Annotated in this window: 19 protein-coding genes; 2 read left to right on the top strand and 17 right to left on the bottom strand. The window is 67.8% G+C overall.

All coding sequences use genetic code 11. The annotated features are described in order from the left end of the window. Positions 1 to 45: 45 nt before the first annotated feature. The 9 genes from glyA to GRF61_RS03730 form a co-directional block, all read right to left on the bottom strand. Complete coding sequence (gene glyA, locus GRF61_RS03770; RefSeq protein ID WP_169149383.1) at positions 46 to 1,296, bottom strand: serine hydroxymethyltransferase; 1,251 nt, start codon at positions 1,294 to 1,296, stop codon at positions 46 to 48. Between the two features lie 417 nt (positions 1,297 to 1,713). Continuing rightward, the gene (locus tag GRF61_RS03765; protein WP_169149382.1) at positions 1,714 to 2,013 is read right to left on the bottom strand and encodes a ferredoxin family protein; all 300 of its coding nucleotides are present in this window, start codon (positions 2,011 to 2,013) and stop codon (positions 1,714 to 1,716) included. Beyond that, entirely contained in the window at positions 2,010 to 3,311 is a 1,302-nt protein-coding gene (locus tag GRF61_RS03760; protein ID WP_169149381.1) for an FAD-dependent oxidoreductase, read from the bottom strand. Before GRF61_RS03760 ends, GRF61_RS03765 begins: the two co-directional genes overlap by 4 nt. Before the next feature lie 12 nt (positions 3,312 to 3,323). Continuing rightward, complete coding sequence (locus GRF61_RS03755) at positions 3,324 to 4,418, bottom strand: electron transfer flavoprotein subunit alpha/FixB family protein (protein ID WP_169149380.1); 1,095 nt, start codon at positions 4,416 to 4,418, stop codon at positions 3,324 to 3,326. Positions 4,419 to 4,428: 10 nt separating this feature from the next. Further along, entirely contained in the window at positions 4,429 to 5,274 is an 846-nt protein-coding gene (locus GRF61_RS03750; RefSeq protein ID WP_169149379.1) for an electron transfer flavoprotein subunit beta/FixA family protein, read from the bottom strand. Between the two features lie 11 nt (positions 5,275 to 5,285). Next, complete coding sequence (locus GRF61_RS03745) at positions 5,286 to 5,474, bottom strand: 4Fe-4S binding protein (RefSeq protein WP_169149378.1); 189 nt, start codon at positions 5,472 to 5,474, stop codon at positions 5,286 to 5,288. Between the two features lie 270 nt (positions 5,475 to 5,744). Beyond that, positions 5,745 to 6,425, bottom strand: a complete 681-nt coding sequence (kdpE, locus tag GRF61_RS03740) for a two-component system response regulator KdpE (protein ID WP_169149377.1) — start codon at positions 6,423 to 6,425, stop codon at positions 5,745 to 5,747. Positions 6,426 to 6,451: 26 nt separating this feature from the next. Continuing rightward, positions 6,452 to 7,879 (bottom strand): ATP-binding protein, encoded by a 1,428-nt coding sequence (locus GRF61_RS03735; protein WP_169149376.1) that lies wholly within the window; start codon positions 7,877 to 7,879, stop codon positions 6,452 to 6,454. 152 nt (positions 7,880 to 8,031) lie between these two features. Further along, the gene (locus GRF61_RS03730; protein WP_169149375.1) at positions 8,032 to 8,700 is read right to left on the bottom strand and encodes a histidine phosphatase family protein; all 669 of its coding nucleotides are present in this window, start codon (positions 8,698 to 8,700) and stop codon (positions 8,032 to 8,034) included. Between the two features lie 139 nt (positions 8,701 to 8,839). Between GRF61_RS03730 and GRF61_RS03725 the strand changes: the two genes are divergently transcribed. After that, on the top strand, positions 8,840 to 9,427 hold the full coding sequence (locus GRF61_RS03725) for a TRAP transporter small permease subunit (protein ID WP_169149374.1): 588 nt from the start codon (positions 8,840 to 8,842) through the stop codon (positions 9,425 to 9,427). Then, positions 9,424 to 11,088 carry a TRAP transporter large permease subunit gene (locus GRF61_RS03720; RefSeq protein ID WP_169149373.1) on the top strand — a complete coding sequence of 555 codons (1,665 nt, stop codon included), beginning with the start codon at positions 9,424 to 9,426 and terminating at the stop codon, positions 11,086 to 11,088. The genes GRF61_RS03725 and GRF61_RS03720 overlap by 4 nt, the downstream gene beginning before the upstream one ends. Before the next feature lie 32 nt (positions 11,089 to 11,120). Here the strand turns inward: GRF61_RS03720 and mnhG are convergent, their stop codons facing one another. The 8 genes from mnhG to GRF61_RS03680 all read right to left on the bottom strand — a co-directional run bounded on the left by mnhG (position 11,121) and on the right by GRF61_RS03680 (position 19,446). Continuing rightward, complete coding sequence (gene mnhG, locus GRF61_RS03715) at positions 11,121 to 11,429, bottom strand: monovalent cation/H(+) antiporter subunit G (protein WP_169149372.1); 309 nt, start codon at positions 11,427 to 11,429, stop codon at positions 11,121 to 11,123. Then, positions 11,426 to 11,707, bottom strand: coding sequence for a K+/H+ antiporter subunit F (locus tag GRF61_RS03710; protein WP_169149371.1), 282 nt, complete (start codon positions 11,705 to 11,707; stop codon positions 11,426 to 11,428). Before GRF61_RS03710 ends, mnhG begins: the two co-directional genes overlap by 4 nt. Next, positions 11,704 to 12,192: a Na+/H+ antiporter subunit E gene (locus tag GRF61_RS03705; protein ID WP_169149370.1), complete on the bottom strand. Its 489-nt coding sequence runs from the start codon at positions 12,190 to 12,192 to the stop codon at positions 11,704 to 11,706. Before GRF61_RS03705 ends, GRF61_RS03710 begins: the two co-directional genes overlap by 4 nt. Further along, positions 12,189 to 13,799, bottom strand: a complete 1,611-nt coding sequence (locus GRF61_RS03700; protein WP_169149369.1) for a monovalent cation/H+ antiporter subunit D — start codon at positions 13,797 to 13,799, stop codon at positions 12,189 to 12,191. Before GRF61_RS03700 ends, GRF61_RS03705 begins: the two co-directional genes overlap by 4 nt. 46 nt (positions 13,800 to 13,845) lie before the next feature. Further along, entirely contained in the window at positions 13,846 to 14,193 is a 348-nt protein-coding gene (locus tag GRF61_RS03695; protein ID WP_169149368.1) for a Na+/H+ antiporter subunit C, read from the bottom strand. Positions 14,194 to 14,196: 3 nt separating this feature from the next. Further along, positions 14,197 to 17,061 carry a monovalent cation/H+ antiporter subunit A gene (locus GRF61_RS03690; protein WP_169149367.1) on the bottom strand — a complete coding sequence of 955 codons (2,865 nt, stop codon included), beginning with the start codon at positions 17,059 to 17,061 and terminating at the stop codon, positions 14,197 to 14,199. 97 nt (positions 17,062 to 17,158) lie between these two features. Next, positions 17,159 to 18,853, bottom strand: a complete 1,695-nt coding sequence (locus tag GRF61_RS03685) for a TRAP transporter large permease subunit (RefSeq protein WP_169149366.1) — start codon at positions 18,851 to 18,853, stop codon at positions 17,159 to 17,161. Next, positions 18,850 to 19,446: a TRAP transporter small permease subunit gene (locus GRF61_RS03680; protein WP_169149365.1), complete on the bottom strand. Its 597-nt coding sequence runs from the start codon at positions 19,444 to 19,446 to the stop codon at positions 18,850 to 18,852. The genes GRF61_RS03685 and GRF61_RS03680 overlap by 4 nt, the downstream gene beginning before the upstream one ends. Positions 19,447 to 19,488 lie beyond the last annotated feature (42 nt).

Genomic DNA, 19,488 nt, shown 5'->3' with positions numbered 1-19,488 from the left:
AGCGTACACCGCGGACCTTCCCCGTGGTGGCGCCTTACGACCGGCTCAGGCGCCGTAGACCGGGAACTTGGCGCACAGCTCGGCAACCTGGCCGCGCACCCGCTCCAGCACCGCCTCGTCGCTCGGCGCGGCGAGCACGTCGGCGATCAGGTGGGCGATCTTCTCGGCTTCGATCTCGGTGAAGCCACGGGTGGTCATCGCCGGCGAGCCGATGCGGATGCCGGAGGTGACGAAGGGCTTTTCCGGATCCTTCGGGATGGCGTTCTTGTTCACCGTGATGTGGGCGCGGCCCAGCGCGGCCTCGGCTTCCTTGCCGGTGATCTTCATTGCCCGCAGGTCGAGCAGGAAGACGTGGCTCTCGGTACGGCCGGAGACGATGCGCAGGCCGCGCTCCTCGCCCAGCACCCGTGCCATGACACGGGCGTTGGCGATGACCTGTTCCTGGTAGTTGCGGAAGGCCGGCGTGGCCGCTTCCTTGAAGGCCACCGCCTTGGCCGCGATGACGTGCTCCAGCGGGCCGCCCTGCAGGCCGGGGAAGATGGCGGAGTTGATCGCCTTCTCGTGCTCGGCCTTCATCAGGATGATGCCGCCGCGCGGGCCGCGCAGGGTCTTGTGGGTGGTGGAGGTGACAACGTCGGCGTGCGGCACCGGGTTCGGGTAGTAGCCGGCGGCGATGAGGCCGGCGTAGTGGGCCATGTCCACCCAGAAGATGGCGCCGACTTCCTTGGCGACCTTGGCGAAGCGCTCGAAGTCGATGCGCAGGGAGTAGGCGGAGGCGCCGGCGACGATGATGCGCGGCTTGTGCTCGCGGGCCAGCGCTTCCATCGCGTCGTAGTCGATTTCTTCCTTCTCGTCGAGGCCGTAGGCGACGACGTTGAACCACTTGCCGGACATGTTCAGCGGCATGCCGTGGGTGAGGTGGCCGCCTTCGGCCAGGCTCATGCCCATGATGGTGTCGCCCGGTTTGGCGAAGGCCATCAGCACCGCCTGGTTGGCCTGCGAGCCGGAGTTGGGCTGCACGTTGGCGGCCTCGGCGCCGAACAGCGCCTTCAGGCGGTCGATGGCCAGTTGTTCGACCACGTCCACATGTTCGCAGCCGCCGTAGTAACGCTTGCCCGGATAGCCTTCCGCGTACTTGTTGGTGAGCTGGGAGCCCTGGGCTTCCATCACCGCGTGGGAGACATAGTTTTCCGAGGCGATCAGTTCGATGTGATCTTCCTGGCGGCGGTTCTCGGCCTGGACGGCGGACCAGAGCTCGGGATCGACCTTGGCGAGGGTGTCTTGCGAGGAGAACATGGGGGCTCGAAACGCGTGGTTTTTAAAAGCGGATGTTACCACGCAGCCTGCACGGAAAAGTGGCATCGGCGTCGGTGAGCTGCATCCCGTGCGGGCGCTCAGCAGATGTGCTTCAGGGAAGGGGGGCGGGGCGGCCATTGCTGTTGCCGGCCTCGGGCTCTTCGCGCTTATCGCTTTTGAATCATGTTGTCCGCATGGATGCGGTTTCCGGCTTTTTTGCCCGGTGGCCGGCGGTGAGGCTGGCTGGGCTTGCGTCCAGCTCTTGTCACGGCGATGCTCTCCCGCGCCGTTCTGGATTCGGAGTTGCCGGCCTGCGGCCCGCCCGCTCTTCTGCAGGGCTGCGAAAGGCCTGGCCAGGTGCGGCTGCCGGCATCCCGCCGTGGTGCAGGGGTGCGGGAATGCCGGCGGCCTGCTTCGTCAGCCGAACTTGAACTGGATGCCGTAGCCGCCGCGCGGATATTCCCATTCCACGTTGCGGTGGGTGGTGCAGATCACCCGGCAGGTGCCGCATTCCAGGCAGCCGTCGGTGGTCAGCACCACCTTGCCTTCGGCGCCTTCGTAACAGCCGGCCGGACAGCAGACGGTGCACTGGCGGGTGGTGCAGCTGGCGCAGATGGCTTCATCCCTGATCTGGATGTGCGGGCGCTCGGCGTCGACCAGGTAGCGGTTCTGGTACAGCTTGTCTTCGACCTTGATGCTGACCGCTTTGTCGCTCATCGAAATGCCCTCCACAGTTTGTAGGCGTCGCCGAGCAGGCCGAAGAGGCTGCGTTCGGCGCGGAAGCCGCGATAGATGTCTTTCTGTTTGCTGCGCTTGTCCTCGCCATCCACCTTGAGCATGGCGTAGGCGGAACGGTTGAGCAGTTCCGGGTAGGTGGTGAGGAACTGCTTGTTGGTGTCGAGCAGGTCGGGCAGATCCTTGTACTTCTTCAGATCCTTGATGACGAAGCTGTCGTCCAGGCGCTGACGATAGAGCGCAAGGTTGGCGGCGCTCATCGCCTTGCCGGCGCGGCTGAGCTCGATGGCGGTCTCGGCGGCAATGCGGCCGGTGGTCATGGCGAGGTTGGAGCCTTCGCGGTGCACCGCATTCACGAACATGCCGGAGTCGCCGACGATCAGCCAGCCGTCGCCGTAGATCTGCGGGATGGCGTGGTAGCCGCCTTCGGGAATCAGGTGGGCGGCGTATTCCTTCATCTCGCCGCCTTCCAGCATGGGCGCGACCGAAGGATGCGCCTTCAACTGTTCCAGCAATTGGTAGGGCGTGATCTTCTGCTCCATGAAGTCGGACAGCAGGCAGCCGACGCCGACGCTGATGGAATCGCTGTTGGTATAGAGGAAGCCGGTGCCCATCATGCCGTGGGTGATCTTGCCCATCATCTCGATCACCACGCCTTCTTCATCCTGGATGTTGAAACGCGACTCGATGACGTCCTTGGGCAGGAAGTGGATTTCCTTCACCGCCAGCGCGACGTGCTTGGGGTCCAGCTCCGGGCGGAAGCCGGCCTTGCGCGCCAGGGTGGAGTTCACCCCGTCGGCGAGGATGACGAGGTCGGCGTAGATCCTGCCGTCGGCGCGGTCCACCTCGACGCCGATGACCTTGCCCTTGTCGTCGCGCAGCAGCTCCTTGACCGTGGTTTCGCAGATCACCAGCGCGCCAGCCTCCTTCACCTTGTCGGAGAACCACTTGTCGAACTTGGCGCGGATGATGGTGTAGCGGTTGTAGGGCGGCTTGTTGAAGTCGTCGGAGCGGAAGTGGCTGCCGACGTAGGAGCGCTCGTCCATCACCCACATGCGCTGCTCGATGATGTGGCGTTCCAGCGGCGCTTCCTCGCGGAAGTCGGGAATGATGCGTTCCAGCGCATCGGCATACAGGATGGCGCCCTGCACGTTCTTGGCGCCTGGCGTTTCGCCGCGCTCCAGCTGCAGCACCTTGAGGCCGGACTTGGCCAGGGTGTAGGCGGCGGCGTTGCCGGAGGCACCTGCGCCGACCACGATGACATCGAATTTCTCACTCATGATGCGGCTCCTTCAGCCTGCGCGGCGGGTGGTGGCGAGCTTCTGCCGGAAGGCCTCGGTGAGCGCCGGCAGGATCTGCAGCGCGTCGCCGACGATGCCGTAGTGGGCGAAGTCGAAGATGGGCGCGTTGGGGTCGTTGTTGATGGCGATGATGCAGTCCGCGCCTTCCATGCCGACGCGGTGCTGGATGGCGCCGGAGATGCCGGCGGCAATGTAGAGCTTGGGCCGCACCGTCTTGCCGGACTGGCCGACCTGGCGGTCCAGCTCGGCCCAGCCGGCCTGCACCACCGGGCGGGAGGCGCCCACTTCGGCTCCCAGCACCCGGGCCAGGTCCCACACCAGCTGGAAGTTCTCCTGTTTGGCGAGGCCCTTGCCGCCGGAGACGATGATGTCGGCGAAGGGCAGCTGCGGCTTGTCGCGGCTGTCGTCGGGGATATAGTCCAGCACCTTGGTGATGATGGATTCCTCGGCCATCGCCAGCGGGTGCTCCACGATGCGCGCGTTGATCAGTGCGCCGCGACCTTCCTGGCGCTCCGGCATCGCCATCACCCGCGGCCGCACCGTGGCCATCTGCGGCCGGTAGTTCAGCGTCACGATGGTGCACAGCAGGCTGCCGCCGAAGGTCGGGCGGGTGGCGGCGAGGCTGCGGTTTTCCAGGTCTATGGTGAGGCTGGTGCAGTCGGCGGTGAGGCCGGTGAGCAGGGTGGTGGCCACCGAGCCGGCGAGGTCGCGGCCCTGGGTGGTGGCGCCCAGCAGCAGCACTTCCGGCTGGTAGGTGTTGACCAGCTCGGTCATGCCGCGGGTGTAGGGGTCGTTGCGGTAGTCCTTCAGCACCGGGCTTTCCATCAGGTAGCAGAGGTCGGCGCCGTAGGCGAAGGCGTCGTGGCAGAAGCGCTGGCCATCGTCGCCGGGGGCGGCGAGCACCACGCCGGCCAGCTCCACGCCCAGCATGTCGGCCAGCTTGCGGCCTTCGCCCAGCAACTCCCAGGACACCGGATGGACCTGGCCGCGTTCGTGTTCGATGAAGACCCACACGCCCTTGTAGGCGGCCAGCCGCGGGTCGAGTTCGAATTTGCGCTTCTTCTTCACGGGTGCGTCGTTGCTCATGTTCGTCTCCTTAGCCGGCGCGGCGGGCGAGTTCCGCTTCCACCACCGGGAAGCGCTGGCCCAGGCGGGCGATGAGTTCGACGGCGAGGTCGGCCGGTCGGCCGCTGTCCACCGTCACCATTTCCGCCTTCTCGGCGCGCGGGCTGGGGGTGAAGACCTTGTTCACCACCGTAGGCGAGCCCTTCAGGCCGATCTTGGTGACGTCCTCGATGCCGGCGGCCACGCGGTCCCAGCGCGTCAGCTCGTGACGCGCCGCGCGCAGCTGGTCGGGCAGGCTGCCGCGGCGCATCTCGTTGGTGCCTTCCAGCATGGTCACCAGGCAGGGCAGGGCGGTCTTGAGCAGCTGCACGCCGCCTTCGGCGCGGCGTTCCACCGTGATCGTGCCGCTGGCCCCATCCAGTTCGTTGATGCGGGACACATAGGTGAGCAGCTGCAGTTCCATGCGCTTGGCAATGCCGGGGCCGACCTGGGCGGTGTCGCCGTCTATGGTCTGCTTGCCGGTGAACACCAGGGTGACCGGATGGGTTTCGTCGATCTTGCGGATGGCCGAGGCCAGGGCGAAGCTGGTCGCCAGCGTGTCGGCGCCGGCGAAAGCCTTGTCGGTGACGAGGATGATCTCGTCGGCACCGTAGGACAGCGCCTTGCGCAGCGCGGCTTCGGCCTGTGGCGGGCCCATGGTGATCACGGTGACCCGGCCGCCGTGCTTGTCCTTCAGCCGCAGCGCCTCTTCCAGGGCGAAGAGGTCGTAGGGGTTGATGATGGCGGGCACGCCCTGCCGCATGATGGTGTTGGTGACCGGATGCACCCGGATCTGGGCGCTGTCGGGTACCTGCTTGATGCAGACGACGCTGTGCATGGTGGCGGCCCTCAGGCGTAGGAAATACAGCCGTCGACCGGGCAGTTGTCCATGCACTCCGGATCACCGCCGTCGCACTCGGTACAGCCGTCGGCATCGATGCGATACACGCCTTTCCGCTCGGCGATGGAACTGGTCGGGCAGACGGATTCGCACATGCCGCAACTGGTGCACTGCACCGGATCTATCTTCAAGGCCATGACTCACTCCTGGATGGGGGATGAGTCCAGCTTAGGGATTGCGATGGCTAATTCCGGTAAACAGTCGATGCTGCGATGCAAAAAAAGCGTAAATGCGGAGAGAGTGGAGAGGCGGGCGGCTACTCGCGGAAAGCCTTTCTTTCGGCCTCGGCCTCGGCCTCGGCAGCGGGAGGATTCCAGGGCCTTCAGTGCGCTCCGGAGGGCGTGCGGGCGGCGCGGAAGCCGAGCGTGCTGGTTTGCCGCCACCGGGCGCGAGGGGCGCTTGCGGACTCAGGGCTGGAAGCGGTAGCCGACGCCGGTTTCGGTGAGGAAGTGCACTGGCTGGGCGGGGTCGGCCTCCAGCTTCTGGCGCAGGCGGCCGACGTAAATGCGCAGGTAATGGTTGCTGTCCGCATAGGCGGGGCCCCACACCTCGCGCATCAGGTGGCGATGGGTGAGCACCTTGCCGGCATTGCCGGCCAGTACCGTGAGCAGGCGGTACTCGATCTTGGTGAGATGCAGGGCTTCTCCGCCACGGGTGACGGTGCGGCGCACGAAGTCGACTTCCACGTTGCCGAAGGCGAGGCGGCCGGAGTTGTCCTCGTGGCGCACGTGGCGGCGCACCAGCGCCCGCACCCGCGCCAGCAGTTCGGCAACGCCGAAGGGCTTGGCGAGGTAGTCGTCGGCGCCTTCGTCCAGCGCGCGCACCTTGTCATCTTCCTCGCCGCGGGCGGACAGGATGAGCACCGGCACATGGCTCCAGCTGCGCAGGTGGCGCAGCACCTCCATGCCGTCCATGTCCGGCAGGCCGAGGTCGAGTACGATGAGGTCGGCCTTGCGGGTGCCGGCTTCGATCAGGCTGCGCTCGCCGGTGGCCGCGGTAAACACCCGGTAGCCCTCGCCCTCCAGTGCGTTGCGCACCAGGCGGCGGATCTGCGGTTCATCCTCGACGACGAGCACGGTCACGTCCATGGCGTTCGATTCTACTCCGGCGCCCATCACTCTTCGCCGATGGCCGGCGGGTTGCCGAGCGGCAGCCAGAGCTTGACGCAGGCGCCGCCTTCGGGGCGGTTGCGCACCTCGATCTCGCCGCCGTGGGCGGCAACGATGCGCTGGCAGATCGCCAGCCCCAGGCCCATGCCGGGCACCGAGGACTCCGGGTTGCCGCGCTCGAACAGTTCGAACATCCGCGCCAGCTTGCCGGGGGGGAAGCCGGGCCCGTGGTCGCACACCTCGATGCAGGCGCGGCCGCCGGCCTCATCCACATAGGTGCCGATCTCGATGGGCGCGCCGGCGGGTGAATACTTGGCGGCATTGTCGATCAGGTTGCACACCACCCGTTCCATCAGCACCGCGTCCAGCTCCACCAGCGGCAGATCGGGCTGCAGGCGGACCTTCACCGGACGCTCGGCCAGTTGCGGCTTGAGCAGGCGCAGGCTGGCGGCGATGACGTCGTCGAACAATTGCCATTCGCGCCGCAAGCGGGTCTTGCCGGAATGCAGCCGCGCCATGTCGAGCACATTGTTCAGCAGGCTGCCGATGGCGCGGGCCTGGCGCAGCAGTGCCAGCGAGGTTTCCGCTGCCGCGGGGGGCAACGGTTCGCGGGAGAGCTGCAGGCTGTCGGCCAGCCCGATCAATACCGTCATCGGCGTGCGCAGGTCATGGGAAACGGCGGCGAGCACCGAGTTGCGCAGGCGCTCGGCGGCAATCTCCACCTGGCTGTTCTGTGCCAGCTGCACGTAGTGCACCCGTTCCAGCGCGGTGGCGAGCAGCGACGCCACTGCCTGCAGGCGCACGTTCTCGGCGTTGCGTTCGCTTTCCTCCCAGGGGCTGTTCTCGTCCCCCTTGCTGTCCGCCACGTACAGCGTGCCCAGGGCGGTATCGCCCGCCTCCAGCGGATAGGCCCGGTTACCCTCCGGCGCCGGCTCCCGGCTACCGAGGTGCAGCGTCACCCGGCGGCCATGACGGGCCGAGTAAGCCGCCAGCGCCGCATGCACCTGTTCCACGTTGGAGCTCCCGGCCAACTCGCGGGCGAGTTCGTAGAGTGAGCGGGTTTCGCGTTCCTGAAGCGCCGAGTGGGTTGCCTGGCGGCGCAGGCCGTCGGCGAGCTGGGCGGTGACCAGGCCGACGGTGAGCATCACCACCAGGGTGACGACGTACTGCACATCGGTGGGGATGAAGCCGAAGTGGGGCGGCACGATGACGTAGTCGAGCAGCACCACGTTGGCGCAGGCGGTGAGTACCGCCGGGCCGCGGCCCAGGCGCAGGGCGACGAAGAAAACGACGATGAGGAAGAGCATGGCGATATTCGCCGGGTCCAGCAGGTGGCGCAGGGGCGCTGCGGCCAGTACGGTGGCCAGGCTGGCGAGCAGGGCGACACCCCAGGCGCGGGCGCGCCTGCGCGGGGTGGGGGCGGACCGGCTCATTGCTGGAAAGGCATCGTCGGCGGGGCGGGCATGCGGCTAACGATAGCGCAGCGCCCGCGAGGCGCTGCGTAAAAAAGCCGTCAATTTAACGTTGTCGGTTTCATCTCTTGTCCTGCCGGCGCCGTCGCGGCCGCAGCCCTGCGGGGGCACGATCAGGAGGTTGGGAGTTCGTCCAGGGCGCCGTCGAGGTGGTCCTGCACCGCCCAGGCGAGCAGGCGCCAGCCGTCGCCGTCGTGTTCTATCCAGTTCAGCGCGGCGTTGGGAATGGCGAAATCGCGCGCCGCCTGCAGCGGTTTGCCGGTGGCGAGACGGTGGGCGATATCGAGCACGCCGCCGTGGGTCACCACCAGCACTTGCTCGCCGGGGTGGCGGCGGGCGATTTCGTCCAGCGCCTCGCCGATGCGGCGGGAGAACACCAGCAGGCTTTCGCCGCCTTCGGGAAAGGCGAACTCCGGGTCGCGCTCCTTGAAGCTGCGATAGGCCTCCGGGTGCCGGGCGGCGGCTTCGTCGTAGGTCAGGCCCTGGAACACGCCGTAATGGCGCTCGCGCAGGCGGGGATCGTTCTGGATGGCGACGCCCTGGGCATCCGCCACCGCGGCGGCGGTGCGGCGGGCGCGTTCCAGGTCGCTGCTGTAGATCGCGGCGAAGGGCTGGCCGGCGAGGCTGCGTGCGGCGGCGGCGGCCTGGGCGAGGCCTTTGTCATTGAGCGGAATGTCGATGTGGCCTTGCAGGCGGCGCTCGGTATTCCATGGCGTTTCGCCGTGGCGGACGAGGCAAACCCTGCAGTGGCGCGGGTTGCGGGGAGAAAAAACACTGTTCATCGGTAGGTGGATACCCTAGCTGTTCGGCACCTTGGGCCATTGAAATAATCCCGCCACCGTGGTGGCCATGGCGCAGGCCGGTACAAGACGCGACGCTGCCACGGTGTGCGGACGGCTGTCCCCTCCAAAGGAGCCTCTCGTGTCGATCTTGCTGAGACTATCGCGGGCCATCGATCGTATCAACGAGTGGCTGGGACAGGGTGTGATGTGGCTGGTGCTGGTCGCGGTGCTGGTCAGCGCCGGCAACGCCCTGGTGCGCAAGCTCTTTCACACCAGTTCCAACGCCTTCCTCGAGATCCAGTGGTACCTCTTCGCCGCTATCTTCATGCTGGCGGCGGGCTATACCTTCCTGCGCAACGAGCATGTGCGCATCGACATCTTCGTCGGCCGGCTGACGCCACGCGGGCAGAACCTGGTGGACATCATCGGCATCCTGCTCTTCATGCTGCCGATGGCCTGCCTCATCCTGTGGCTGTCCTGGCCCATCGTGATGCTGTCCATACACTCGGGCGAGATGTCCTCCAACCCGGGCGGGCTGGTGCGCTGGCCGGTGAAGCTGCTGTTGCCGGTGGGCCTGTCCTTCCTGGTGCTGCAGGCGCTCTCCGAGCTGATCAAGCGCATCGCCTTCCTGGCCGGGCAGGGGCCGAATCCGCTGGAGAAGCGGCGCGGACCGAGCGCGGAGGAAGAGTTGGCGGCAGCGATCAAGGCGCAGGAGGCGACGCGATGAGCGCTTTCCTGATCGCCAACATGGCGCCGCTGATGTTCGCGGCGCTGGTCTTCTTCCTGCTGTTCGGCTTTCCGGTGGCTTTCGCGCTGGCGGCCAACGGCATCCTGTTCGGCCTTGTCGGCATCGAGCTCGGCCTGCTCAGCCCGGCCCTGTTCCAGGCGCTGCCGGAGCGCATCTTCGGCATCATGGCCAACGACACCCTGCTCGCCATCCCCTTCTTCACCTTCATGGGGCTGATCCTGGAGCGCAGCGGCATGGCGGAGGATCTGCTGGACACCATAGGCCAGCTGTTCGGGCCGATACGTGGCGGTCTGGCCTACGCGGTGATCTTCGTCGGCGCCTTGCTGGCGGCCACCACCGGCGTGGTCGCCGCCTCGGTGATCTCGATGGGGCTGATCTCGCTGCCCATCATGATGCGCTACGGCTACGACAACCGGCTGGCCTCCGGCGTCATCGCCGCATCCGGCACGCTGGCGCAGATCATTCCGCCCTCGCTGGTGCTCATCGTGCTGGCGGACCAGCTCGGCCGCTCGGTGGGCGACATGTACCAGGGCGCGTTGCTGCCCGGGCTGGTGCTCACCGGCATGTACATGCTCTATGTCTTCATCATCACTGTGCTGCGGCCGGTCCACGCGCCGGCGATGCCCGCCCATGCCCGCACCATCCGCGAGGCGGACGGCGGCAGCGGCCTGCGCTCGCTGGCGGCGCTGGCGCTGATCGCGCTGGCGGCGGCGTGGCTGTTCGCGCGCTGGTACGGCGAGACGCAGGCGCGGGACGAAGTGGTGGTGGTCGCCGCGCTGGTGGCCATCGGCGCGGCCTTCGTGCTTGCCCTCGGCAACCGGCTGTTCAGGCTGGGCCTGCTGTCGCAGATGGCGGAGCGGGTGACTTTCGTGCTGATTCCGCCGCTGGGGCTGATCTTCCTGGTGCTGGGCACCATCTTCATCGGCGTGGCGACGCCGACCGAGGGCGGCGCGATGGGCGCGGTGGGCGCGCTGGCGATGGCGGTGGCGCGCGGGCGCTTGTCCTTCCTGCTGCTGCGGCAGGCGATGGACACGACCACCAAGCTGTCCTGCTTTGTCGTCTTCATCCTCATCGGCTCCACCGTGTTCGGCCTGACCTTCCGCGGCGTGAATGGCGACCTGTGGGTGGAGCACCTGCTGACCGCGCTGCCCGGCGGCGAGCTGGGCTTCCTGATCGTGGTGAACATCCTGGTGTTCGTGCTCGCCTTCTTCCTCGATTTCTTCGAGCTGGCCTTCATCATCGTGCCGCTGCTGGCGCCGGTGGCGGACAAGCTGGGGATAGACCTGGTGTGGTTCGGCGTGCTGATCGCGGTGAACATGCAGACCTCCTTCATGCACCCGCCCTTCGGTTTCGCCCTGTTCTACCTGCGCTCGGTGGCGCCGCCGCAGGTGAAGACCTCGCAGATCTACTGGGGCGCGGTGCCCTTCGTCTGCATCCAGCTGGTGATGGTGGCGCTCATCATCGCCTTCCCTGGGCTGGTGTCCTACGACCACGGCCGGGCAGCCGGGGAGGTGCCGCCGCTGCAACTGGAGCTGCAGGCCCCTGGGCAGGGTGAAGGGCCGCCGGCCGAAACCGCACCGGCGCAGGAGCAGGAGGGACCCTCCTCGGATCTGCTGAAGCAGCTGCAGGGCGGGCGCTGACGGGTGCCGCTTGCGCTGGCCGCCGGCGGCGTTCAGCGATCGCGATAGATCGCGGCCCGCATCAGCAGCATCGCGGTGACCGGCGAACTGAGGATCACGCACAGGGTGATCAGCACCTCGTGCACCACCGGCCGCTCGGCGATGGCGGATGACACCAGGATGGAGGCGATCAGCACGCAGCCGGCGCCCAGGGTGTTGCCCAGCGTGGGTGCGTGGATGCGGGCGTAGAAGCCGGACAGGCGAAGCAGGCCGAGCGCGCCCAGCAGGCCGAGCAGACCGCCGGTGATCAGCAGCGCCGCCGCCGGCAGCGCGATCCAGGGCGAAAGTTCGGTGCCGTTCATGGTTCGATCACCTCGCCGCGCAGCAGGAACTTCGCCATCGCGGTGGCGCCGACGAAGCCGAACAGGCCGATCAGCAGCGCGATGTCGAAATACACCGTGGTGCCGAAGCGTATGCCCAGCACCAGCGCGCCCAGCATGCCGTTGATATACACCGCGTCCAGCGCCAGCACCCGGTCCGGCGCGGTGGGGCCGATGATCAGGCGCACGGTGCCGAACACCATGGCCAGCGCGAAGCACAGCGTGGCGAAATGGATCGCCCAGTCGAGGATTGCGTTCATTCGAAGATCTCCATCAGGGGGCGCTCGTAGCGGTCCTTGATCAGGCGTATCCAGCCCGCTTCGTCCTTCAGGTCGAGCACATGCAGGGTGAGTTTGTTGGTGTCGGGCGAGAGGTCCGTCCACACCGTGCCCGGCGTCGCCGTCAGGATCACGGCCAGCATCGCCAGGCCGTGGGGATCGCGCATGTCCAGTGGAATGGTGATGAAGCCGACGTTGGGCTGCTGCCGGTTGGCGCCGAGGATGACCGCCGCCACCGCGATGTTGGAGCGGATGATGTCGAGCAGCACATGCCACAGCAGGCCGAACAGCAGGTGCAGCCGGTGGGGTTGCGCCGCCAGCGGGCGCAACTGGCGTATTGCCAGCGAGATCAGCATGGCGAACAGGGCGCCCAGCAGCACCTGGCCGAAGCTCAGGGTGTCGTTCAGCAGCAGCCAGGCGACCAGCAGGGCCAGCGGCAGCAGGATGCGGCCGGTCAATCGTCTCATCGGCCCACTCCTTCGGCCTGCAGCACCGCGTTGATGTAGCGCTCGGGCGCGTGCAGCGTGGCTGCCGTGCCCTGCAGGTAATCCATCGCCGGCCCGGCAAGGGCCGCCAGCGCCACGCACAGCAGCAGCAGCGCCGCCACCGGGCCGGCCTCGGCCACCTGCAGCCGCGGCGTGCTGCGGGCGTTGCTCCAGAACACCCGGATGCCATTGCGCGTCAGCGCGATCAGCCCGGCCAGGCCGGACAGCAGCAGGGCCGCGATCAACACCCATGAACCTACCGGCGTGAGGCCGGCAGCGCCTTCCAGCGCGGCGGCGATCAGGCCGAACTTGGCGACGAAGCCGGACAGCGGCGGCAGCCCGGTGATCAGCAGCGCGCACATGACGAAGCTCAGCCCCAGGAAGGCCATCGCCGCCGGAATGGCGATGCCGACCACGTCATCCGGGCCGGTCGGATCGTCCGGGTCGGCCAGGCCGAAGGCTTCGAAACTGACCGCCAGCAGATCGGCGCCATAGCTGCGGTTGCGTTCCACCATCTCGATCAGCATGAAGAAGGCGCCGGTGGCCAGCACCGAACTGCACAGGTAGAGCAGCATCGAAGGCGTGTACTGGTTGCCCAGCAGGCCGATGGCGGCGAGCAGGGTGCCGGAGGAGACGATGACCGCGTGGCCCGCCAGCCGCCCCAGCTGCTGCGCCGCCAGCATGCCGGCGGCGCCGGTGGCGATGGTGGCGAGGCCGCCGTAGAACAGCCAGTCGCCGCCGAACAGCGGCGGCCGGCCGCCGGGCTCGAACAGCGTGCCCATGCGCAGCAGCGCATACACGCCCACCTTGGTCATCAGCGCGAACACGCCGGCCACCGGCGCGGCGGCGGAGGAGTAGGCCGGCGTCAGCCAGAAGTTCAGCGGCCAGGCGGCGGCCTTCACCAGGAAGACGATGCCCAGCAGCACCGCGCCGATGTCGAACAGGCTGCGGTCGGCGCCGGTGAGGGCCGGCAGCTTGCGGGCGATGTCCGCCAGGTTCAGCGTGCCGGTGACGCCGTAGATCAGCGCGGCGCCGAGCAGGAAGAGCAGCGAGGCGACCAGGTTCACCGCGATGTAGTGCAGCCCCGCGCGCACCCGCGCCGCGCCGGAGCCGTGCAGCAGCAGGCCGTAGGAGGCGGCCAGCAGCACCTCGAAGAAGACGAAGAGATTGAACAGGTCGCCGGTGAGGAAGGCGCCATTCAAGCCCATCAGCAGGAACTGGAACAGCGGCAGGAAGTTCACCCCGGCGCGGTCCCAGCGCGCCAGCGAGTACAGCAGCGTCATCAGCCCCAGCGCGGCGGTGAGCACCAGCAGCAGGGCGGAGAGCCGGTCCACCACCAGCACGATGCCGAAGGGCGCGGCCCAGTTGCCGGCGGCATAGACGCCGATCTCGCTGCCCCAGGGCGAGTGCAGCAGCCCGCCGGCGATGCCGGCCAGCCACAGCGCCACGCCCAGTTGCGCCAGGGTGGCGAGCACCGCCAGCAGCGCGCGCAGCGGTCGCTTGCCGTCGTCGATGAGCACGATGGCGGCGCCGGCGATCAGCGGCAGCACCACCGGCAGGACGGGCAGATGGGCGGTCCAGCCACTCATAGGCCGGCTCCATCAGCGGGGAGAACGGGGAAGGGCGGGCGCTGCGTCATCGGTGCTCGCCCTCGCTGCCATCCACATGGTCGGTGCCGGCGAAGCCGCGCGAGGCCAGCAGCACCACCAGGAACAGCGCGGTGGTGGCGAAGCCGATGACGATGGCGGTGAGTACCAGCGCCTGCGGCACCGGATCGGCGTACTGGGCGACATCGATCACGCGGGTCGGGTCCAGCACAGGCGCCTGGTTCATGTTCAGCCGGCCCATCGCGAAGATGAAAAGGTTGACTGCGTAGGACAGCAGGGCCAGCCCCATGATGACCTGGAAGGTGCGCGGCCGCAGCAGCAGCCACACGCCGGAGCCGGTCACGATGCCTATCGCCATTGCATAGACGAGTTCCATTGCTCACTCCTCGCCGGCGCGCGCCGGCTTGCGATGATGGGCGCGCAGCGACTGGTGGGCCAGCGCCACCAGCATCAGCACGGTGGCGCCGACGACCAGCATGTACACGCCGATGTCGAACAGCAGCACGGTGGAAATGTGCAGCTCGCCCACCAGCGGCAGGCTGCCATGCCACGCCAGGCTGGTGAGGAAGGGCAGCGAGGCCAGCCAGGCGCCGCAGCCGGCGGCGGCGGCCGCCAGCAGGCCGAGCGCGATCCAGTGCGGCGGATGCAGCCGGCTGCGGGATTCCACCCACACGGTGCCACCGACGATGTACTGCAGGATCACCGTGGTCGCCAGCACCAGCCCGCCGACGAAGCCGCCGCCGGGCGCGTTGTGGCCGCGCAGCAGGAAGTACAGCGATACCAGTAGCGCCAGCGGCATCAGCAGGCGCACCAGCACCGCCGGCACCGCCATCGGTCCGGGCGGCAGCACCGCGTCGGTATCCGGCGGCGGCGTGCTGTGTTCCTGCTGCTGCTGGGTCAGCTCCATGCTCTCCGGCGCCGGGCGGAAGCGGCGCAGCAGCGCATACACGGTGAGGGCGACGATGCCGAGCACGGTGATCTCGCCCAGGGTGTCGAAGCCGCGGAAGTCCACCAGGATCACGTTCACCACGTTGAGCCCGCCGCCCAGCGGCAGCGCCTGCTCCAGGAAGAAGGGCGAGATGCCCTCGCCGGCCGGCCGGGTGAGCATGATGTAGGCCAGGCTGCCGAGGCCGCCGCCGGCCAGCAGCGCGATGCTGCGGTCGCGCCAGCGGCGCAGCCGGGTGGAGGTGGGAATGTCGGGCGCGCTGGCGTCGTTGCGCCGGGGCAGCCAGCGCAGGCCGAGCAGCAGCAGCACCACGGTGACCACTTCCACCGTCAGCTGGGTCAGCGCCAGGTCGGGCGCGGAGAACCAGGCGAAGGTGAGGCAGGTGGCCAGGCCGGTGCCGCCGGACAGGACCAGCGCCGCCAGGCGGTGGCGCTTGGCCTTGTAGGCAGTGCCCAGCGCGCAGGCGCCGCCCACCAGCCACAGCAGGGCGAAGGCGGGGTCGGGCAGGCTGGGCCTGGCGAGGGTCCAGCCGGCGCGGTCGGCGGTCAGCGGCAGCAGCACCGCGGCCAGGGCGAAGACCACGATCAGCAGCAGCTGCACCTGCAGGCGGCGGGAAACCAGGAGGCGCATCAGGCGTTCGGAGCCGGTGCTCAGGGCCGTCTGCACGAAGTCGAACGCGCGCTTGCCGTCCAGTGGCTCCAGCAGCGGCACGCTGTCGGCACGGCGGCGCAGCAGCTGGTAGAGCACGATGCCGCCGGCCAGCGCGGCCAGGCTCATCATCAGCGGCAGGTTGAAGCCGTGCCAGATCGCCAGGCTGTATTCCGGCGTACTGGCACCGAGCAGGGAGTGGGTGGCGACGGCGAGGAAGGGGCCTATGGTGTGGGCGGGGAACATGCCTACCAGCAGGCAGGCGAACACCAGCAGCGCGCTGGGCACCAGCATCCACCCCGGCGGCTCGTGCGGCGCGCGCGGCAGCTCCTGCGCCGGGCGGCCGAAGAACACGCAGTGGATGAAGCGCAGCGAGTAGGCGACGCTGAAGATGCCGGCCAGGGTGGCGGCCATCGGCAGGCCGACGCGCTGGAAGTCCGGGCGGGCGATGAACACCGTCTCGGCGAAGAACATCTCCTTGGACAGGAAGCCGTTCAGCAGCGGCACGCCGGCCATGGAGGCAGCGGCTACCAGCGCCAGCGTGGCGGTGATCGGCATCGCCCGGTAGAGGCCGGAGAGGCGGGTCATGTCGCGGGTGCCGGTTTCGTGGTCGACGATGCCGGCGGCCATGAACAGCGAGGCCTTGAAGGTGGCGTGGTTGATGATGTGGAACACCGCCGCCACCAGCGCCAGCGGGCTGTTCATGCCCAGCAGCAGGGTGATGAGGCCGAGGTGGCTGATGGTGGAGTAGGCGAGCACGCCTTTCATGTCGCGCTGGAACAGCGCCAGGTAGGCGCCCACCACCAGCGACAGCAGGCCGGCGCCGCCGACGATCCAGAACCAGGCGTCGGTGCCGGCCAGCACCGGCCACAGGCGGGCGAGCAGGAATACGCCGGCCTTCACCATGGTGGCCGAGTGCAGATAGGCGGAAACCGGCGTGGGCGCCGCCATTGCGTGCGGCAGCCAGAAGTGGAAGGGGAACTGGGCGCTCTTAGTCAGCGCGCCCAGCACCACCAGCGCCAGCGCCGCCGGATACCAGGCGTGGGCGCGGATCTTGTCGCCGGCCTGCAGCACCACGTCCAGGTCGTAGCTGCCGGCGACGTGGCCGAGGATCAGCATGCCCGCCAGCAGGGCCAGGCCGCCGGTGGCGGTCACCGTGAGCGCCATGCGGGCGCCGCGGCGGGCGTCCACCCGGTGGTTCCAGTAGGCGATCAGCATGAAGGAGGCGAGGCTGGTGAGCTCCCAGAACATCGCCAGCTGGATCAGGTTGCCGGACAGCACCACGCCCAGCATCGCCCCCATGAAGGCGAGGAAGAAGGAGAAGAAGCGCGGCACCGGGTCTTCCGGCGACATGTAGTAGCGCGCATACAGCACCACCAGCGTGCCCATGGCGGCCACCAGCAACGCGAACAGCCAGGCGAAGCCGTCCATGCGCAGCGAGAACTCCAGTCCCAGCGAGGGGGCCCAGGGCACCGAGGCGCGCAGCACGCCTTCGCTCTGGATGTCTCCATACAGGCTGGCGACCAGCAGGGTGGTCGCGAGTGCAGCGGTGCCCGCCAGCCAGGCTTCCGCATTGCGGGCGTTGGCAGGCATGAAGGCGGCGCAGAGGCTGCCGAGGAAGGGCAGCAGGATGATGGCAAGAAGCGACATGATGGCCCGATGGTAACCTGCGTCGCTCTCACGGAGTCGCTTTGCCGCAAAGGGTTCCCCCGCGGGCGGCTTCAGCCCGCGGGGGTGTCATCGCCCCTTATTGATTTGGTGTACCCCAGGCGCCGCCTTCATTGTCACCCCAACCGCCACCGCCAGTCGGTGCTTCGATGCGGATGTCCTTCACGTCCACATCGCCGCCGCTGTCGAAGCTGCTGGTGACCATGCCGGGGTAAGCCAGCAGCAGGCCGACGACGACGAGCTGCAGGATGATGAAGGGGATTACGCCGCGGTAGATCTGTATCGTCTTGATCCCTTCTATCCGCTTGCCGGTCACCCGGTCGATGAAGCTGTTGGTTGGCGCCACGCTGCGCAGGTAGAACAGTGCGAAACCGAAGGGCGGGGTGAGGAAGGAGGTCTGCAGGTTCATCGCGATCAGGATGCCGAACCAGATCAGGTCTATGCCCATCTTGTCCGCCACCGGCGCCAGCAGCGGGATCAGGATGAAGGCGATCTCGAAGAAATCGAGGAAGCAGCCGAGGATGAACACCACCACCATGACGAAGAGCAGGAAGCCCATCTCGCCGCCGGGCAGCTTGTCGAACAGGTGCTCCACCCAGTGATTGCCCTCCACCGCGGTGAAGGTGAAGCTGAAGATGGTGGAGCCCACCAGGATGAGCAGTACGAAGCATGACAAACGGGTGGTTGACTCCAGCGCCTGGCGCAGCGTCTTCCAGTCCAGCCGGCGGCGCAGCGCCGCCATCAGCAGCGCGCCGACCGCGCCCATTGCGCCGCCCTCGGTGGGCGTGGCGATGCCGAGGAAGATGGTGCCCAGCACCAGGAAGATCAGCGTCAGCGGCGGCACCAGCACGAAGGTCAGGCGCTCGGTCATGCGGGAGAGCAGGCCCAGACCGAGCAGGCGGTTCACCCCGGCCAGGATCATCGCCAAGATGGTGCCCAGCGTCAGTGCCACGACGATGGTTTCGTCCCGCGGCGGATCCACCGCGTGGCCGCGTATCCAACTCGCCACCTCCGGGTAATAAATGCCGAAGGCCACCGAGACGGCGGTGACCAACAGGGTGAATACCAGCAGCGAGCGCATGCCCGAGCTGCCGTCAGGCTCGCGGAAGGTGCGCGCCTCCGGCGGCAGCGCAGGCACTATGGCCGGACGGAACAGCGCCAGCGCTGCGATGTAGAGGGCGTACAGGCCGATCAGGATGAAGGCTGGCAGGAAGGCGCCGCGATACATGTCGCCGACGCTGCGGCCGAGTTGGTCGGCAACCACGATGAGCACCAGCGAGGGCGGCACCGCCTGGGCCAGCGAGCCGGCCGCCGCGATGGCGCCGCTGGCGAAGGCACTGCTGTAGCCGTAGCGCATCATGATCGGCAGCGAGATCAGCCCCATCGAGATCACCGCCGCCGCCACGACGCCGGTGGTGGCCGCCAGCAGCGTGCCGACGAACAGCACTGCGAAGGCGAGGCCGCCACGCACCGGGCCGAAAACCTGTCCCACCGTGTCGAGCAGATCCTCCGCCATGCCGCTGCGCTCCAGGATCAGCCCCATCAGCGTGAAGAAGGGAATGGCCAACAGGGTTTCGTTCTGCATGATGCCGAACACCCGCAGCGGCAGGGCCTGGAACAGAGAGGAGGGCAGCAGGCCGAGTTCGATGCCGACGAAGCCGAACACCAGCCCGCAGGCGGCCAGCGAGAAGGCGACGGGGAAGCCGGAGAGCAGGAAGAGCAGGGTGGTCCCGAACATGATCGGGGCCAGGTTGGCGCTGAAGAATTCGATCACGGCTGCGCTCCTTCACCGGCGGTGGGCACGGTCTTGGGAAGCGCGTGGCCGCCGCCGTCATCCTGGTCGCCTCCAGCCAGCGGGTCCGGCCCGTGGCCGGTGAGGAAGGCGAAGCGCTTGATCAGTTCGGACAGCGCTTGCAGCGCCAGCAGGCCGAAGCCCAGCGGGACCAGCACGTAGGCCGGCCAGCGGATGAGGCCGCCTGCGTTGGATGACATCTCGCCGGAGGCATAGGCGCCGGCTACGATGGGCCAGGCAAAGGTGGCCATGAAATAGCACATCGGCAGGACGAAAAGCACGATGCCGCCGATATCCACCCACATGCGCATTTTCTTGGACCAGAAGTGCGACAGCACGTCGATGCGGACGTGGGCGTTTTCGAGGAAAGTGTGGCCGGCGCCGAGTAGGAAGACGGCGGCGAAGAGATACCACTGGATTTCAAGGAAAGCGTTGGAGCCGACGTTGAAGGCTTTGCGCGCGATGGCGTTGAGTGCGCTGATGAGGGTTGCGAACAGGATCAGCCAGATGAGGGATTTCCCGATCAGCCGGCTGATCCGGTCGATCTGTCGGGCAAGGGCGAGCAGGGTGTGCATGGTGTCGGGGGAGCCTGTATGCGGCCCGTTTCCGACGGTTCG

Source organism: Azoarcus sp. TTM-91, from assembly GCF_012911025.1.
In the GTDB taxonomy this organism is placed as follows: domain Bacteria; phylum Pseudomonadota; class Gammaproteobacteria; order Burkholderiales; family Rhodocyclaceae; genus Azoarcus.
This window is presented reverse-complemented; position numbering and strand designations above follow the sequence as displayed.

Coding starts and splice junctions, on each gene's coding strand:
- glyA (WP_169149383.1), bottom strand. CDS start 1,296: ATGTTCTCCTCGCAAGACACCCTCGCCAAGGTCGATCCCGAGCTCTGG.
- GRF61_RS03765 (WP_169149382.1), bottom strand. CDS start 2,013: ATGAGCGACAAAGCGGTCAGCATCAAGGTCGAAGACAAGCTGTACCAG.
- GRF61_RS03760 (WP_169149381.1), bottom strand. CDS start 3,311: ATGAGTGAGAAATTCGATGTCATCGTGGTCGGCGCAGGTGCCTCCGGC.
- GRF61_RS03755 (WP_169149380.1), bottom strand. CDS start 4,418: ATGAGCAACGACGCACCCGTGAAGAAGAAGCGCAAATTCGAACTCGAC.
- GRF61_RS03750 (WP_169149379.1), bottom strand. CDS start 5,274: ATGCACAGCGTCGTCTGCATCAAGCAGGTACCCGACAGCGCCCAGATC.
- GRF61_RS03745 (WP_169149378.1), bottom strand. CDS start 5,474: ATGGCCTTGAAGATAGATCCGGTGCAGTGCACCAGTTGCGGCATGTGC.
- kdpE (WP_169149377.1), bottom strand. CDS start 6,425: ATGGACGTGACCGTGCTCGTCGTCGAGGATGAACCGCAGATCCGCCGC.
- GRF61_RS03735 (WP_169149376.1), bottom strand. CDS start 7,879: ATGAGCCGGTCCGCCCCCACCCCGCGCAGGCGCGCCCGCGCCTGGGGT.
- GRF61_RS03730 (WP_169149375.1), bottom strand. CDS start 8,700: ATGAACAGTGTTTTTTCTCCCCGCAACCCGCGCCACTGCAGGGTTTGC.
- GRF61_RS03720 (WP_169149373.1), top strand. CDS start 9,424: ATGAGCGCTTTCCTGATCGCCAACATGGCGCCGCTGATGTTCGCGGCG.
- mnhG (WP_169149372.1), bottom strand. CDS start 11,429: ATGAACGGCACCGAACTTTCGCCCTGGATCGCGCTGCCGGCGGCGGCG.
- GRF61_RS03710 (WP_169149371.1), bottom strand. CDS start 11,707: ATGAACGCAATCCTCGACTGGGCGATCCATTTCGCCACGCTGTGCTTC.
- GRF61_RS03705 (WP_169149370.1), bottom strand. CDS start 12,192: ATGAGACGATTGACCGGCCGCATCCTGCTGCCGCTGGCCCTGCTGGTC.
- GRF61_RS03700 (WP_169149369.1), bottom strand. CDS start 13,799: ATGAGTGGCTGGACCGCCCATCTGCCCGTCCTGCCGGTGGTGCTGCCG.
- GRF61_RS03695 (WP_169149368.1), bottom strand. CDS start 14,193: ATGGAACTCGTCTATGCAATGGCGATAGGCATCGTGACCGGCTCCGGC.
- GRF61_RS03690 (WP_169149367.1), bottom strand. CDS start 17,061: ATGTCGCTTCTTGCCATCATCCTGCTGCCCTTCCTCGGCAGCCTCTGC.
- GRF61_RS03680 (WP_169149365.1), bottom strand. CDS start 19,446: ATGCACACCCTGCTCGCCCTTGCCCGACAGATCGACCGGATCAGCCGG.